17 protein-coding genes and 1 pseudogene are annotated in these 16737 nt (G+C 38.4%); 13 read left to right on the top strand and 5 right to left on the bottom strand.

What is annotated here, in order from left to right; all coding sequences use genetic code 11:
- Positions 1-62: 62 nt before the first annotated feature.
- Positions 63-479 (bottom strand): DUF6556 family protein, encoded by a 417-nt coding sequence (locus tag RQ973_RS02715; RefSeq protein WP_311522667.1) that lies wholly within the window; start codon positions 477-479, stop codon positions 63-65.
- Between the two features lie 136 nt (positions 480-615).
- Between RQ973_RS02715 and RQ973_RS02710 the strand changes: the two genes are divergently transcribed.
- The 10 genes from RQ973_RS02710 to abc-f all read left to right on the top strand — a co-directional run bounded on the left by RQ973_RS02710 (position 616) and on the right by abc-f (position 10729).
- Positions 616-1758, top strand: a complete 1143-nt coding sequence (locus RQ973_RS02710; protein WP_311522666.1) for a cysteine desulfurase family protein — start codon at positions 616-618, stop codon at positions 1756-1758.
- 8 nt (positions 1759-1766) lie between these two features.
- On the top strand, positions 1767-2981 hold the full coding sequence (thiI, locus tag RQ973_RS02705) for a tRNA uracil 4-sulfurtransferase ThiI (RefSeq protein ID WP_311522665.1): 1215 nt from the start codon (positions 1767-1769) through the stop codon (positions 2979-2981).
- 135 nt (positions 2982-3116) lie between these two features.
- Positions 3117-3941 carry an alpha/beta hydrolase gene (locus tag RQ973_RS02700; protein WP_311522664.1) on the top strand — a complete coding sequence of 275 codons (825 nt, stop codon included), beginning with the start codon at positions 3117-3119 and terminating at the stop codon, positions 3939-3941.
- Positions 3942-3962: 21 nt separating this feature from the next.
- Positions 3963-4703: an esterase family protein gene (locus RQ973_RS02695; RefSeq protein WP_311522663.1), complete on the top strand. Its 741-nt coding sequence runs from the start codon at positions 3963-3965 to the stop codon at positions 4701-4703.
- 12 nt (positions 4704-4715) lie between these two features.
- A complete protein-coding gene (locus RQ973_RS02690) occupies positions 4716-5882 on the top strand; it encodes an ATP-grasp domain-containing protein (protein WP_311522662.1) in 1167 nt (388 codons plus the stop codon).
- Between the two features lie 158 nt (positions 5883-6040).
- The gene (gene gla / locus RQ973_RS02685; RefSeq protein ID WP_281335100.1) at positions 6041-6910 is read left to right on the top strand and encodes an aquaglyceroporin Gla; all 870 of its coding nucleotides are present in this window, start codon (positions 6041-6043) and stop codon (positions 6908-6910) included.
- A gap of 165 nt (positions 6911-7075) precedes the next feature.
- Entirely contained in the window at positions 7076-7609 is a 534-nt protein-coding gene (locus tag RQ973_RS02680; protein WP_311522661.1) for a YutD family protein, read from the top strand.
- A 16-nt stretch (positions 7610-7625) separates the two neighbouring features.
- Positions 7626-8711, top strand: a complete 1086-nt coding sequence (gene rlmN, locus RQ973_RS02675; protein ID WP_045763788.1) for a 23S rRNA (adenine(2503)-C(2))-methyltransferase RlmN — start codon at positions 7626-7628, stop codon at positions 8709-8711.
- Position 8712: 1 nt separating this feature from the next.
- Positions 8713-9186, top strand: coding sequence for a VanZ family protein (locus tag RQ973_RS02670; protein ID WP_153224791.1), 474 nt, complete (start codon positions 8713-8715; stop codon positions 9184-9186).
- Between the two features lies 1 nt (position 9187).
- Complete coding sequence (gene abc-f / locus RQ973_RS02665) at positions 9188-10729, top strand: ribosomal protection-like ABC-F family protein (protein WP_049549120.1); 1542 nt, start codon at positions 9188-9190, stop codon at positions 10727-10729.
- Between the two features lie 54 nt (positions 10730-10783).
- Here the strand turns inward: abc-f and RQ973_RS02660 are convergent, their stop codons facing one another.
- From RQ973_RS02660 to RQ973_RS02645, 4 genes and pseudogenes are all read right to left on the bottom strand, one after another.
- Positions 10784-11587, bottom strand: a complete 804-nt coding sequence (locus tag RQ973_RS02660; protein WP_153224792.1) for a peptidylprolyl isomerase — start codon at positions 11585-11587, stop codon at positions 10784-10786.
- 81 nt (positions 11588-11668) lie between these two features.
- Positions 11669-11884: a hypothetical protein gene (locus tag RQ973_RS02655; RefSeq protein WP_153224843.1), complete on the bottom strand. Its 216-nt coding sequence runs from the start codon at positions 11882-11884 to the stop codon at positions 11669-11671.
- A gap of 51 nt (positions 11885-11935) precedes the next feature.
- A complete protein-coding gene (locus RQ973_RS02650; protein WP_311522660.1) occupies positions 11936-12166 on the bottom strand; it encodes a hypothetical protein in 231 nt (76 codons plus the stop codon).
- A gap of 119 nt (positions 12167-12285) precedes the next feature.
- Positions 12286-12615 (bottom strand): annotated as a pseudogene (locus RQ973_RS02645) (hypothetical protein); the annotation flags it as partial.
- Positions 12616-12904: 289 nt separating this feature from the next.
- Here RQ973_RS02645 and RQ973_RS02640 point away from each other — a divergent pair.
- The 3 genes from RQ973_RS02640 (at position 12905) to RQ973_RS02630 (ending at position 16734) form a co-directional block, all read left to right on the top strand.
- A complete protein-coding gene (locus tag RQ973_RS02640; protein ID WP_311522659.1) occupies positions 12905-14770 on the top strand; it encodes an AAA family ATPase in 1866 nt (621 codons plus the stop codon).
- Between the two features lie 129 nt (positions 14771-14899).
- Positions 14900-15868, top strand: coding sequence for a WYL domain-containing protein (locus tag RQ973_RS02635; RefSeq protein WP_311522658.1), 969 nt, complete (start codon positions 14900-14902; stop codon positions 15866-15868).
- A gap of 62 nt (positions 15869-15930) precedes the next feature.
- Positions 15931-16734, top strand: a complete 804-nt coding sequence (locus tag RQ973_RS02630) for a hypothetical protein (RefSeq protein WP_311522657.1) — start codon at positions 15931-15933, stop codon at positions 16732-16734.
- Positions 16735-16737 lie beyond the last annotated feature (3 nt).

Here is a 16737-nt window from a genome sequence, read left to right as displayed (position 1 = left end):
ATAAATGCTGAAGATAGCAATAAAAAACCAGCGATTCAATCACTGGCTGTTAGATCGTTCTTTTAGGAAGCTCCATTAGTAGTAGACGTTTTTGTATCTGTTGTTTGAGTGCTAGAAGAAGGAACAGTCGGTTGTTCTTGTTTACTGCTAGTATCTTCTTTCTTACTTTCTGCACTGCTACTAGATTGACTTGTTGTTTCTTCTTGTGTGTTTTCTTTTGTAGAAGTATTGTCCTTGTTTGGAGTAGTATTCTCTTGAGGGGATTCCTTTTGAATCTCTTTTATGACTGTTGTCTGGGTTGTCGTAGTTTCTTTTTTAGAGTTATTGTTGTTATTATTATTCATAGCATTCATGATGGTGATACTTGCAGTAATCAGCCCCAGAATACTACCGATAGTAGCAATCGTTTTCTGAAAAACAGTAAATCCTTTTTTGATGTGTTCTGTTTTGGGTTTTGATGTTCTACGATAATTAGACATAATATCTCTCCTTTACTAAAATTCATTATACCGAAAATCTTTAAAAAAAACTTAAATGAACCTGAATTGCCTTTCTTGTCGCCTGAACTGTTTCGTGATACAATAGAAGGAGTGATTTTAGAAAGCGTGAGAAACCATGATTTACTTTGATAATTCGGCAACGACTAAGCCTTATCCAGAAGCACTTGAAACCTATATGCAAGTGTCTGCAAAAATTATTGGAAATCCTTCAAGTCTCCATCGTTTGGGAGACCAATCTAGCAGAATTTTAGATGCATCTCGTCAACAGATTGCTGATTTGATTGGCAAGAAAAGCGAAGAAATCTTCTTTACCTCTGGTGGGACTGAAGGAGACAACTGGGTTATCAAAGGGGTTGCATTTGAAAAAGTGCAATTTGGTAAACACATTATTGTGTCAGCTATTGAGCATCCAGCAGTCAAGGAGTCAGCTCTTTGGCTCAAGACTCAAGGTTTTGAAGTGGATTTTGCACCAGTTGATGAAAAAGGATTTGTAGATGTAACTGCTTTAGAAAATCTACTTCGTCCTGATACAACGCTAGTCTCTGTTATGGCAGTCAACAATGAAATTGGCTCCATCCAGCCCATCCAAGCTATTTCAGAACTTTTAGCGGATAAACCAACCATTTCTTTCCATGTTGATGCCGTTCAAGCTTTAGCTAAGATTCCGACAGAAAAGTATTTGACTGACCGAGTAGATTTCGCAACCTTCTCCAGTCATAAATTCCATGGAGTTCGTGGTGTTGGCTTTGTCTATATCAAGTCTGGTAAGAAAATTACACCGCTTTTAACTGGTGGTGGCCAAGAGCGTGACTATCGTTCAACAACTGAGAATGTAGCAGGAATTGCAGCAACAGCCAAGGCACTGCGTCTAGCTATGGAAAGATTGGAATTGTTTTCTAACAAAACGAGTCAGATGAAGGAAGTCATCCGTCAGGCTCTTCTTGATTATCCAGATATTTTTGTCTTCTCAGATGAGGAAGATTTTGCCCCCCATATTCTGACCTTTGGGATTAAGGGTGTTCGTGGGGAAATCATTGTTCATGCTTTTGAAGACTATGATATTTTCATTTCTACAACATCAGCTTGCTCGTCCAAGGCTGGGAAACCTGCTGGGACCCTGATTGCCATGGGCATTGAAAAAGATAAAGCCCAGTCAGCAGTTCGTCTCAGTCTAGACCTAGAAAACGATATGAGTCAAGTTGAGCAATTTTTGACTAAACTAAAATTAATCTACAATCAAACTAAAAAAGTAAGATAGGAGTATTCATGCAGTATTCAGAAATTATGATTCGCTACGGAGAGCTTTCAACCAAGGGTAAAAACCGTATGCGCTTCATCAATAAACTACGTAATAATATCTCAGATGTCTTGTCCATCTATCCTCAAGTTAAAGTGACAGCAGACCGCGATCGTGCCCATGCTTATCTAAATGGTGCCGACTACACAGCAGTGGCAGAGTCACTCAAGCAAGTTTTCGGGATTCAAAACTTTTCTCCAGTGTATAAGGTTGAAAAATCCGTAGAAGTTCTGAAATCTGCTGTCCAAGAGATTATGAAGGACATCTACAAGGAAGGTATGACCTTTAAGATTTCTAGCAAACGTAGTGATCACAACTTTGAACTGGATAGTCGTGAACTCAACCAAGTTCTTGGTGGTGCTGTTTTTGATGCCATTCCAACTATTCAAGCCCAGATGAAAAATCCCGATATCAATCTGCAAGTGGAGATTCGTGAAGAGGCGGCCTACCTTTCTTATGAAACCATTCGAGGAGCTGGTGGTTTACCGGTTGGAACTTCTGGGAAAGGCATGCTCATGTTGTCAGGTGGGATTGACTCACCAGTAGCTGGTTATCTAGCTCTAAAACGTGGAGTGGATATCGAAGCTGTTCACTTTGCTAGTCCACCATATACCAGTCCAGGTGCCCTCAAAAAAGCCCAAGATTTAACCCGTAAACTGACTAAGTTCGGTGGCAATATCCAGTTTATCGAAGTGCCATTCACAGAGATTCAAGAAGAGATTAAGGCTAAGGCTCCAGAAGCTTATCTCATGACTCTGACTCGCCGCTTTATGATGCGCATTACAGACCGTATCCGTGAAGTGCGAAATGGTTTGGTCATCATCAATGGTGAAAGTCTTGGTCAGGTGGCAAGCCAAACCCTGGAGAGTATGCAGGCTATCAATGCGGTGACTAATACACCAATTATCCGTCCAGTTGTAACTATGGATAAGCTAGAAATCATTGACATTGCGCAAGAAATTGATACCTTTGAAATTTCTATCCAGCCGTTTGAAGATTGTTGTACTATTTTTGCACCCGATCGTCCGAAGACAAATCCAAAGATTAAGAATGCAGAGCAGTATGAAACACGTATTGATGTCGAAGGATTGGTTGATCGAGCAGTAGCAGGAATTATGATTACTGAAATTACCCCTCAAGCTGAGAAAGATGCGGTTGATGAGTTAATTGATGACCTCCTTTAATCAGAAAAACCAGAGGAAAAAATAAAATAAGTAAAAAAAGTTAGTTTATTGTCCTAAATTTGGACGGAAACTGACTTTTTTTCTATTTTTATGATATAATTAGGTAAAATTTTGAATATAGAGAGTTTTCTGACAATGAATCAATCTTATTTTTATCTAAAAATGCGAGAGCATAAATTAGTGGTTCCCTACACAGGTAAGGAGCGCCGGGTACGTGTTCTCCTCCCCAAAAACTATGATAAAGACACGGATAGAAGCTACCCAGTTGTGTATTTTCACGATGGACAAAACGTCTTTTATAGTAAGGAATCTTACGTTGGACATTCCTGGAAGATTATCCCAGCCATCAAGCGAAATCCAGATATCAGCCGTATGATTGTTGTGGCTATTGACAATGATGGACTTGGACGGATGAATGAGTATGCGGCATGGAAATTCCAAGAGTCCAACATTCCTGGCCAACAATTTGGTGGTAAGGGAGTCGAGTACGCTGAGTTTGTCATGGAAGTGGTCAAACCCTTTATCGACGAAAACTATCGGACAAAGTCTGATCGCAAGCACACTGCTATGGTTGGATCTTCTCTGGGTGGAAATATTACCCAGTTTATTGGCTTGGAGTATCAGGATCAGATTGGATGTTTGGGAGTTTTCTCATCAGCTAACTGGCTTCACCAAGAGGCTTTTGATCGCTATATGGAGCGTAAAAAACTATTGCCAGACCAGCGAGTCTTTATCTATGTTGGGACGGAAGAAGCAGACGACACAGACAAGACCCTCATGGCTGGCAATATTAAGCAGGCCTATATCGACTCTTCCCTTCGCTATTATCATGATTTGATAGCAGGAGGAGTTGAGTTGGAAAATCTCTCTCTCAAGGTTCAGGCTGGAGCCATTCACCATGAAGTGCCATGGTCAGAAAATCTCCCAGCTTGCCTACGCTTTTTTGCAGAAAATTGGTAATTAGTATAAAGGAGACAGGATATGCATATTGAACATCTTAGCCACTGGAGTGGTCATCTTAACCGTGAAATGTATGTTAATCGTTACGGACACGCAGGTATCCCAGTGGTTGTCTTTGCTTCCTCAGGTGGTAGCCACAATGAATACTATGATTTTGGCATGATTGATGCTTGTGCATCCTTTATTGAAGAAGGTCGAGTGCAATTCTTTACCCTTTCAAGTGTCGATAGTGAAAGTTGGCTAGCAACATGGAAAAATGGTCATGACCAAGCTGAAATGCACCGTGCTTATGAGCGATACGTTATTGAAGAAGCCATTCCTTTTATCAAGCACAAGACAGGCTGGTTCGACGGCATGATGACGACAGGCTGCTCTATGGGAGCCTATCATGCCCTCAACTTTTTCCTACAACATCCAGATGTCTTTACCAAGGTAATCGCCCTCAGTGGTGTCTATGATGCGCGTTTCTTTGTAGGTGACTACTACAATGATGATGCTATCTATCAAAATTCACCAGTAGACTATATCTGGAATCAAAATGATGGTTGGTTTATCGATCGTTACCGTCAGGCTGAGATTGTGATTTGTACTGGCTTAGGTGCTTGGGAGCATGATGGCCTGCCTTCTTACTACAAGTTAAAAGAAGCCTTTGACCAAAAACAAATTCCTGCCTGGTTTGCAGAATGGGGGCACGATGTTGCCCATGACTGGGAATGGTGGCGCAAACAAATGCCTTATTTCCTCGGTCATATGAGTCTATAAAAGGAGTTGCTTATGAATTATCTTGTAATTTCACCCTATTACCCACAAAATTTTCAGCAATTTAGTATTGAGTTAGCCAATAAAGGAATCACAGTTCTAGGGATTGGGCAAGAACCCTACGAACAACTAGATGAACCATTGCGCAATAGCTTGACTGAGTATTTCCGCGTTGATAATCTTGAAAATATTGATGAGGTTAAACGAGCAGTTGCCTTTCTTTTCTATAAGCATGGTCCAATTGACCGCATTGAATCACACAATGAATACTGGCTTGAGTTAGATGCTGCTCTTCGTGAACAATTTAATGTCTTTGGTGCCAAACCAGACGACCTCAAAAAGACCAAGTTCAAGTCTGAAATGAAGAAACTCTTCAAAAAAGCTGGAGTTCCAGTGGTTCCAGGTGCTGTCATTGAAACAGATGCAGATGTTGACAAAGCTGTGAAAGAAATTGGCCTTCCTATGATTGCCAAACCTGACAATGGAGTGGGAGCGGCAGCAACCTTCAAGCTTGAAACAGAAGAGGATATCCATCATTTCAAGGCAGAGTGGGACCATTCAACCGTTTATTTCTTTGAAAAATTTGTCACCTCTAGTGAAATCTGTACCTTTGATGGTTTGGTAGATAGAGATGGAAATATCGTCTTTTCAACTACCTTTGACTATGCCCATACACCGCTTGATCTCATGATTTACAAGATGGATAATTCTTACTATATTCTTAAGGAAATGGATCCAAAACTTCGCAAGTACGGTGAGGCAATCGTCAAGGAATTTGGTATGAAAGAACGTTTCTTCCATATCGAGTTCTTCCGTGAGGGTGATGATTATATTGCCATTGAGTACAATAACCGTCCAGCGGGTGGCTTCACTATTGATGTCTATAACTATGCGCATTCCTTGGATTTGTACAAGGGCTATGCAGCGATCGTTGCGGGTGAACCATTCCCTGCTTCACAATTCGAGCCCCTGTACTGCTTGGCAACATCTCGTCGCGCTAATGCCAACTATGTTTATTCAGAAGAAGACTTGCTCGCCAAGTATGGTCAGCAATTCAAGGTCAAGAAAATCATGCCGGCTGCCTTTGCTGAATTGCAAGGAGACTTTCTCTATATGCTAACGACGTCAAGTCGTGAAGAAATGGATCAGATGATTAAGGACTTTGGTCAACGTCAAGAATAATCAAAATTTTGACTTAACAAACTCTCTTTGTTAGGTCTTTTTTGAAGTGCTGAAATAAAAGCGTTTTCCTGCAGTATTCTTTTAGAATATCTGTTGCTAAAAGGCTTAAAAATTGATAGAATAGGGATTGTCTAAAAAATATTAAGGAGAATCTATCAATGGATTTCGCATGGGCAGTCAAATATGCCACTGAATTTTTGGGAACAGCCATCTTGATCATCTTGGGAAATGGTGCAGTTGCCAACGTTGAACTTAAAGGTACGAAAGGTCACCAAAGTGGCTGGCTCGTTATCGCTGTTGGTTACGGTATGGGGGTTATGATCCCTGCCTTGATGTTTGGTAATGTTTCTGGTAACCACATCAACCCAGCCTTCACTCTTGGTCTAGCAGTTAGCGGACTTTTCCCTTGGGCACAAGTAGCACCATACATCGTTGCACAAGTCTTGGGAGCAATCTTCGGACAAGCCTTGGTTGTTGCAACTCACCGTCCTTACTACTTGCAAACTGAAAAAGCAAACAATATCTTGGGAACTTTCTCAACAATTTCAAGTTTGGACCACGGTACAAAAGAATCACGCTTCGCAGCAACAGTTAACGGTTTTATCAACGAGTTCGTTGGTTCATTCGTTCTCTTCTTTGCAGCACTTGGTTTGACAAAGAACTTCTTTGGAGCTGAAGTTCTCCAATACATGAAACAAATGGCAACTCAAGCTGGTCAAAATGTTGACTTCTCTGATTTGGCAATTAAAGCTCAAGTAGCGCCTCATACAGCTTCAGGACTTTCTGTTGCTCACTTGGCACTTGGTTTCCTAGTAATGGCCTTGGTAACTTCTCTTGGTGGACCTACAGGACCTGGTTTGAACCCAGCTCGTGACTTTGGACCACGTCTCCTTCATGCCTTCCTTCCAAAATCAATCCTTGGTCAACACAAGGGTGATTCAAAATGGTGGTATGCTTGGGTACCAGTAGTTGCACCGATTGCAGCAGCTATTGCAGCAGTAGCGCTCTTCAAATTACTTTACCTATAATCACTCAAAACTGGGAAATCCCAGTTTTTTTCTTGTCTAGGAAAGTCGAGTTTTTAGATAGAGATTCTTAAATCGTCAGACTTTTTTCATTTTAATGCTAAAGGTGAAAATGTGGCGAAAATATGGTAGAATAGAGTATTAAGTAATCGTTGAAAAAGGAAGATTATGCGTAAAGAGATTGCACCCGAATTATATAATTACAATAAATTCCCTGGTCCTGAATTTCATCTATCTGGAGATAAAGTCGAAGCTGAAGGGTTTACCTTTACTTTGGTTGAAAATAGTAAGGATGCTTTTGATGCAACGGCATTTACTCAACGCTTTTCTGAAGTTTTAAGTAAGTTCGATTATATTGTAGGAGACTGGAGCAATGAGCAGCTGCGCTTACGAGGTTTCTACAAGAATGAGCGAGCTGAAGAGTCTCTTGAGAAAATCAGTCGTTTACAAGATTACCTACTTGAGTATTGTAGCTATGGTTGTGCCTATTTTGTTCTAGAAAATGAAGTTCCTAAACGAGCACCGTTTGACCAAAAGATGCGCAAAAAAGAGGAAGAAAAAGATACTCGAAAAGGGAAAAAGACTTCCCAAAGTAAGAAAAAAAATCATACGGACAAGAGAAATAGACGCCGTTCAAAAGAACAAAAATCTCAGAAAGAAGACAAGGGGCAACGTCATTTCGTCATCCGTCAGAAAGATTAGAGAATAAGGAGAAAACATGAAACCGTCTATTTATAGTTTAACACGTCAAGGCATGCAAGAATGGGTCTTGGAGCAGGGAGAAAAGAAATTCCGTGCCGACCAAATCTGGGAGTGGCTTTACCGTAAACGTGTACAATCATTTGAAGAAATGACAAACTTATCTAAGGATTTGATTGCCAAACTCAATGATCAATTTGTAGTCAACCCTTTGAAACAACGCATCGTTCAAGAATCGGCTGATGGTACTGTAAAGTATCTCTTTGAGTTGCCAGATGGGATGTTGATTGAGACAGTGCTAATGCGTCAACACTACGGTTTGTCAGTCTGTGTAACGACTCAGGTAGGATGCAATATCGGTTGTACCTTTTGTGCGTCAGGCTTAATCAAGAAGCAACGTGACCTCAATAACGGTGAAATCGTTGCGCAGATTATGTTAGTCCAAAAATATTTTGACGAACGTGGACAAGATGAACGTGTTAGTCATATCGTTGTTATGGGTATTGGAGAACCTTTTGATAACTACAATAACGTCTTGAACTTTATCCGTACCATCAATGACGATAAGGGGATGGCTATCGGTGCTCGTCATATCACCGTATCAACTTCTGGTTTGGCTCACAAAATCCGTGAATTTGCTAATGAAGGAGTTCAGGTCAATCTTGCTGTTTCTCTTCATGCACCAAACAATGAACTTCGTTCAAGCATCATGAAGATTAACCGTGCCTTTCCAATTGAAAAACTCTTTGCAGCTATTGAGTACTACATCGAAACTACCAATCGCCGTGTGACTTTTGAGTATATCATGCTGAATGAAGTTAATGATGGAGTGGAGCAGGCGCTTGAGTTGGCTGAATTACTTAAAAACATCAAGAAATTGTCTTATGTCAATTTGATTCCTTACAACCCAGTTAGTGAGCATGACCAGTATAGCCGAAGCCCTAAAGAGCGCGTAATGGCTTTCTATGACACGCTCAAGAAAAAAGGTGTCAACTGTGTTGTTCGTCAGGAACATGGTACTGATATCGATGCCGCTTGTGGACAATTGCGTTCAAATACCATGAAGCGTGATCGCCAAAAAGCAGTAGCTGAAGTAAATCCATAAGATGAGTCGAAAAACATTACTAAGCTTGGGAGTGCTTTTATACAGTCTTTGTATCGTTTGTTTTTGTTTTACTCCCCAGCCTCAACTTCCTACAGGAGTGGAAACTCCAGGTATTCAAACTTTTGGACGCCTGGTTTTTCTTTTGACGCCTTTTAACTCCCTTTGGAAACTGGGTGAAGTAACCAGCTTTCTGCAGCTATTCTGGATATTTTTGCAAAACGCCTTAAATATCCTTTTACTCTTCCCACTGATTTTCCAGCTTCTCTATCTCATCCCCAGTCTAAGAAATACTAAGAAAGTGATATTGGTTAGCTTTTTATTGAGCTTGGGAATTGAATGCACGCAACTAGTTTTAGACTTTTTCTTGGACTTTAATCGGGTCTTTGAGATTGATGATTTGTGGACCAATACCTTGGGTGGCTACCTAGCTTGGCTCCTCTATAAACTACTACATAAACACAAGATAAGGAATTAAAATGAGTATCTTAGAAGTTAAAAATTTGAGTCACGGTTTTGGTGACCGTGCGATTTTTGAAGACGTGTCCTTCCGCCTCCTCAAAGGTGAACATATCGGCTTAGTTGGTGCCAATGGTGAAGGAAAATCAACCTTTATGAGCATTGTAACTGGTAAAATGTTACCTGATGAAGGTAAGGTGGAATGGTCTAAATATGTGACTGCAGGCTACCTTGACCAGCACGCTGTGTTAAAAGAAGGCCAAACCGTGCGTGATGTCCTTCGTACTGCTTTTGATGAGTTATTTAAGGCAGAAGCACGTATCAATGAACTCTACATGGAAATGGCAGAAGAGGGAGCTGATATTGATGCATTGATGGAAGAAGTTGGCGAACTCCAAGACCGTTTGGAAAGTCGTGATTTCTATACATTAGATGCTAAGATTGACGAAGTAGCGCGTGCCCTTGGTGTCATGGATTATGGTATGGATACAGACGTAACAGCCTTGTCAGGTGGACAAAGAACCAAGGTGCTTTTGGCCAAACTTCTTCTTGAAAAGCCAGATATCTTGTTGCTTGACGAGCCAACTAACTATTTGGATGCTGAGCATATTGACTGGCTCAAGCGTTATCTGCAGAATTATGAGAATGCCTTTGTCCTTATTTCGCACGATATTCCATTCCTCAACGATGTGATCAATATCGTATATCACGTTGAAAATCAACAGTTGACTCGTTATTCTGGAGATTACTACCAGTTCCAAGAAGTCTATGCCATGAAGAAATCGCAGCTGGAAGCAGCCTATGAGCGTCAACAGAAAGAAATTGCGGATCTCAAGGATTTCGTAGCCCGTAATAAGGCGCGTGTTGCAACACGAAACATGGCCATGTCTCGCCAGAAGAAATTGGATAAGATGGATATCATCGAACTCCAAAGCGAGAAACCAAAGCCTTCCTTTGATTTTAAACCAGCTCGTACACCTGGACGCTTTATCTTCCAAGCTAAGGACTTGCAGATTGGTTACGACCGCCCACTTACAAAACCATTAAATCTTACCTTTGAACGCAATCAGAAGGTCGCCATTATTGGTGCCAATGGTATCGGTAAAACAACCCTCTTGAAGTCTCTTTTGGGCATTATCCCCCCAATTGCTGGAGAAGTTGAACGTGGTGACTATCTAGAACTTGGTTACTTTGAACAAGAAGTGGAAGGTGGCAATCGTCAGACACCTTTAGAAGCAGTTTGGAATGCCTTTCCAGCTCTCAACCAAGCAGAAGTCCGTGCAGCCCTTGCCCGCTGTGGTTTGACAACCAAGCATATCGAAAGCCAGATTCAAGTTCTATCAGGTGGAGAACAAGCTAAGGTTCGTTTCTGTCTCTTGATGAATCGTGAAAACAACGTTTTGGTGCTGGACGAGCCAACCAACCACTTGGATGTGGATGCTAAGGATGAACTCAAACGTGCTCTAAAAGAGTATAAGGGTTCTATCCTTATGGTCTGCCACGAACCAGACTTCTATGAAGGCTGGATGGACCAAATCTGGGATTTTAACAACTTAACTTAAAATGAGAGTAAAAGAAATACAGTACCAAGATTGGATACTGTATTTTTTTGGTTTTTAAGATTTAAAATCGTAGTCCTTAACAATTTCGATACTGTCGATAGTGATAGCAGTAGTTGGTTTGTCTTTTTCGTCTTTCTCAGCCTTGGCAATCTTGTCAACAACTTCCATACCGTCGATCACTTGACCAAAGACAGGGTGTTTTCCGTCTAGACTAGGGTTGCCCCCTTCTTTATAGGCTTCGATAATTTTCTTTGGATAGCTACTTGTAGGCAGTTTGGCAGAAATGTCTGTCGTATTTTGGTTGATGAAGAACTGGCTACCATTGGAATTTGGTTGGCCAGTATTAGCCATGGAGAGAGAACCACGGATATTATAGAGATATGGAGAGATTTCGCTCTTGAAACCAGTTCCTTGATCTTTTGTTTTGTCCTTATCGTGCCAGATAGATTCACCACCTGTACCATCTCCTTTTGGATCACCAGTCTGAACCATAAAGCCATCAATCACTCGGTGGAAGGTAACGCCATTGTAGTAGCCTTCCTTAGCATGAGTTAGGAAATTTTCAACCGCAAGAGGGGTTAGCTTTGGAAAGAGTTTGATGCGGATATCTCCTTGACTTGTATGGAGAATAACTTCAGCCTCGTCTTCAGCAACTTCTTTAGATAGTTGTGGGAAATTGGCATTTTCATTTGTCAAGGCGTCTTTAAGATCCTTGGCAGATTGGGCAGCTGCTTTGGAACTTTCTTCGGCAGCCAAGCTAGAATCTACATAGTCATCCCCTCGAAGACTACGTTGGATACTGCTACATCCAGCAAGGGCAAAAGTTGAGATTAATAGAAGTGTTGCTATTTTTTTCATGGTAATCCTTTCAAAAATCATTTCTACCATTGTACCCTAATTGAAAGTGGATTTCAAATATTAGTAGTTTACAGAAATAGTTTAGATAATAGTTGGGATTTCATCATCATCTTGAAAATCTTCAACTTCTTTTTCCCCAGTAAATGGTTTCTGAAAAGAACTTAGTATAAAACGGGCAATTGGTCCAACAATTAGGAAATTTAGAGGAAGAGCTGCAATAAAGTTTACAGTCCAGGCACTTAGATAGGTCTTGGGTGTGATAGCAATGCCATTGTAAAAAAGTCCATAGAAGGACATGAAAGTGACCATGAGAACTGCCATTCCTCCAGAAATTGTAATGATTTTCTGTCAGCGTTTATGATGATCCTTGAGGATACGAAAGGCAATTGACTTAACGATTGGTCCAACAAGGATGACATCCAATAAAAAGGCTGTGACAAAACCAGGAATGTAACCAAGGGCTAAATGATGTAGTGAAAGTTGACCAACCATAAAAAGATTCCAAATAGACATACCGAGTACCATCATGGAACACATTAGTGTTGTAAATAAAAGAGCTTCTTTAAAATTTCTAGGCATTATAGTCTCCATTTCTTTTTGATTAGACATCAGTTTATCATAAAAAATTTTTTCTCGTAAGTGAATTGATTAGATTTTTTTAGAAACTGTTTTAAAAAAAATCAACCTGACTTGGTTGATTAAAGATTCTTTTTAGGATGGCGGTCAATGATTGCTTGATGGTCTTTGAGTGCCGGTTCTCCTTTTGGAGTTAGTCTATAACCGCGAATCGAAAAGTGACCAGCTAATTCTTCTGAAAAATGGTCATGAAGGGCTTGATTCAGGTCGGCAGCCTTCATTTTAGAAAGTCCAGTAACTCCCTTCTTCTTCAGGATATTCTTTTTCATGGTGCTATTTAGATGGTCAAGTGAGTCAAAAGCAGTTTCGACAAGAGCATAGCCTTTCTCAACAAGCGTTTCTAAATGTTTTGGGACATCAATGCCATAAGTGTACTCGAAGTATTTAGGAAACCAGTTCTTAAGAAAGCTCGTAAAGCATCACAATTAGTAAACGTTAATTCGAAAGAATTACTATATTTTAAAAGAGCATCTTTTTTGGGGGGTCTTTTTATACTTTCTTACTAAATTGGTGCAACTGACACAGTTGTTACGACTTTAGCCGCTTACAAATAAGGCTGCAACCTGACAAGGTCAGTTGCCTCAAAACTTTAATCCATATTTTGAAAAAACAATTAACTAGACAATAAATGTCCACCCTTTTTTGTAAACTTAAATTATCAATAATAAGAGGTGAAATTAAATGAATTATTATCAAGTTGAGTTTAAAAATCCTGATGATTTCTTAAAAACTCAAACAGAAGATTTTATTAAGACTAATCGTTTATTGCTATTTAAAGAGGATGACGCTTATTACCTTATTTCTCAAGAAAGATACAATGATCAAGAAATCATGGGGAAAATAAAGGATTTTTTTGATCATGAGTTTACATTAAAAAAAGTTAAAACTCTAACAGAAAGTGATTTTATAAAGAAACTTGAAACAAGTGATAGAAGAGAACTAGTAAAATTCTTATTAAGTGCAAATAAAGAGACCATGTCTCATTATCTAAAGCCTAATTTTGAAAAACTGGATGAATTGAAAAACATTTGTGGTCTCGCCGATTTTAAGAAGGCTGTTCAAGAACTAATTACATATCTTTCATTTCAAGAAAAAATAAATAATAATGAACAACAGCAACACTTTTATATTTTTAATGGTGAAAGGGGATCTGGTCGTAAGTTTGCTATCAAGTTTCTAGAGTCTCTCTTTGGAATGAATGCGATATTTGTTAATTGTAATAATTTTTTTATTCCTAAGATAGGCGAAAAAGATGTCCCGGTATTAGTTGATTATCTTTCAGCAAGGCCAAGAACAAAATCAGAATTTTACGATACATTTAGACAAAAGAAGGGGCATTCAATTAACATCATTATTACGAGAACTATCCAAGAGGCAGAATCTATAAAAAAAGATTTGCTTGAAGATTTTAGTAAAGTATCAATTGTGAATTTTCCGCAATATGATGAGGCTGAGCTTAAAAAAATCGGGCTTCAGATGATAAACAAAAAAGGTGTTCAATTGAGTAATGAAGATTTTGAGAGATTAATAGAAGAAAATAAAGTACTAAAGGATGCTAAAGAAATTCGTCTTTTTGTTCAAGAGCTTGTTGAATTTGCAGTACAAAATGATTATGATCCTTCAGATAAAAACGAATTAAGTCTGGATGGATTTATTCCCCAAAATGAATCTTCAGTTGAAGACGAAGAAAATGCTGAGAAAAAGTTGAGTGAATTAATCGGTTTAGAAGAAGTGAAAGTAGTCCTAAACCAGCAGTTAGCTTATAATCGAGTTTCTGCATTGCGTCAGGATCATGGATTTAGTAATGAAATACTAAATCGTCATCTCGTTTTTTCCGGAAATCCTGGGACTGGTAAAACTATAGTGGCTAGGCTTTATACAAAAATTTTATACAATAACAAGATAATCCAAGAGAATAAGTTAGTGGAAGTAGGTCGTGCGGACCTTGTTGGTGAATATGTCGGACAGACTGCTCCAAAAGTAAAAAGAGCTTTTGATGAAGCAAAAGGGGGAGTACTCTTTATAGATGAGGCCTATAGCCTTATTCCGAGTAGTGAGAGAGATTTTGGGCATGAAGCTATTTCAGCGATTATACAAGAAATGGAAAATCGTCGGGATGAGGTGTTGGTTATTTTTGCTGGGTATGAAGAATTGATGGCCCAATTCATTGAAACTAACCCGGGACTTTCCTCTAGAATTTCTAGAGAAATAAAATTTTTGGATTATACAATTGATCAACTAATTGCTATTTTGGAATTGATGATAAATAAGAGATATTATCAATTAACTGATGATTGTAAGATGGTACTACGTCAGCATTTTTCAGAAGTTATCAATTGTAAAAACTTTGGAAATGCTAGATACGTCCGAAAATTAGTAGATGAGATTGTCTTCAGTCAAGCACAACGAGTGATTGAAGGTGATAAGAATCAGTTAGAAGATGATACCTTTTTAAATCAAATTACATTGACAGATATCAATAAGGCTATTGTAGCTATTGAAGCAAAATCATCAAAATCAATATCGTTGATAGGATTCGGAAGGTAGAAGTAACCTTTAATAGACTTTAAAAGAAGAAATAGGTACTAGTAGTATCGGTAGAAGATTTGAACTAGTAAATTGATTGAATCTAAGCCATTGGAAATGTTATAATATTGTTAAAGGATTTAGGATTATATGAACGACCAAGAACGCTTATTAACTATATTTTTACGATTACAGTCTGGCGCACATTTAGCTAAGGCTCAGCTTGCAGATGAATTTGGTGTTAGTGAAAAGACTATACAACGAGATTTTTCTCTCCTGTCTGGTTTCTTAGATACACAACCGATGGTTGCAGCAGAACTTGCCTACGATACGAGGCATCATACTAGGTATTTAAAAGGGAAATCTTTATTTAATAAAAAGGATATTCTTGTAATTTCAAAGATTTTACTAGAAAATCGTTCTTTGAATAAGGAAGAAAACAAGTCATTACTTGATAGTTTATTGGCACTTATTTCAAAAGATGAGCAAAAAGAAGTTTCTAGTATTATTGCAAGTGAGTTGCTAAATTATGCACCATTATCAGACACACAAAATCGTATTGATAAGGTTTGGGAATGGTCTGAATTGATTCGTAAGGAGTTGGTCTTAGACATTGATTATCAATCTCCTTATAATACTAAAAAAAGACATACAATTTTTCCGGTTTCTCTTTACTATGATACTCATTATTTTTACATAGTAGCCTATAATTTACTATTTGATTCTTATATGACTTTAAAATTAGACAGAATACTTAGTTGGGTAGAATCTAAAAAAGAAAAACCTTCTCTTTCATATGGAAGAAAATTTCGTGATGGAGAAATTCGTAATAAGCGTGTAGATCCATTCATAGGAAAAGAGTTAAATATTAGAGTCCTATTCGTCAATGATCCAACAATTATTGTTGATCAATTTCCTACAGCAAAAATTATTGAAAAAACATCAAATGGTAATATTATTGAATTTGTGAGTCAAGATACACCAGGGTTGAAGAGGTGGCTGTTGAGTCAAGCAGAATCCCTAACGGTATTGTCTCCTCAATCGTTAATTGATGATGTAAAAACTCTTATTAATAGAATGCAAGAAAACTACATTGACTGGAAGTTTGAGAGCGAATAAGATAATTTTTTGTCTGTTATAAAAGAATACTGTGAATTTCACCAACTAAAGGAGAAGATGAAATGAGTAGAGTTATATATAGAACTCGTCCATTTATCCCCTACGCTAAGTATAGCAAATATTGGAACGAATACATTCAAGAGGGTGATGAGATTATTAAGTACGTTTATAATAAAGTTAAATTGCCTGACAGAGAATTAAGAAATGAAATATACTCACATGAGAAGCAAAGATGGACTATAGGTGATGTTAATCTTCCTGATTGGTTATATAGATATGTAGTTGACGATGATTTATCTGATAATGGCAAAAAAATTGTCAAACAGTGGAGATTAGAGAAGTATAGTTCAGAGTTAAATAACTACAAAGAAAAAGGTTATTTCATTGATGAAGAAAAGAAAATTGTCATAACCGATCGGGAAATATTAATGTTCCGAGAAGACTCAGAAGTACCTAGTTGGGATAAAATCACTTCTTTAGTCAAAAATGCTTATAATCGTATTCGAATCACACCTAAATTTATGGGATTAGTCAAAGATGACTTTGAGAATCACAAAGTGGATTATGAAAAGCTTCTTGGTATGGCTGAAAAAAATAGGGAGAAAGAAGAAGAGAGAAAAAAAGAAATTTTAATCAAGCAGCAAGAATTACAAGAGAAAAAAGATTACGAAGTAGCTATTCAATTGTTTTTAAGACTACAAAAAAATTTAGTTGATATAAAACCACAGCTGAGTGAAGAGGGAAGAAAAGAGGTAGATGCTCTTCTTAATTTAATAGACGACTCAGAGGTATGTCGTGCTAGATATGATATTTTGCATCAAGCGGGCGTTGAAATAATTCTGAAAGAAAAAAGTAAGAGAGGATAATTT

It is taken from the genome of uncultured Streptococcus sp., assembly GCF_963511325.1.
Classification (GTDB): Bacteria; Bacillota; Bacilli; order Lactobacillales; family Streptococcaceae; genus Streptococcus.
The sequence above is the reverse complement of the archived record's forward strand: the minus strand, read 5'-3'. Positions and strand labels throughout refer to the sequence as shown.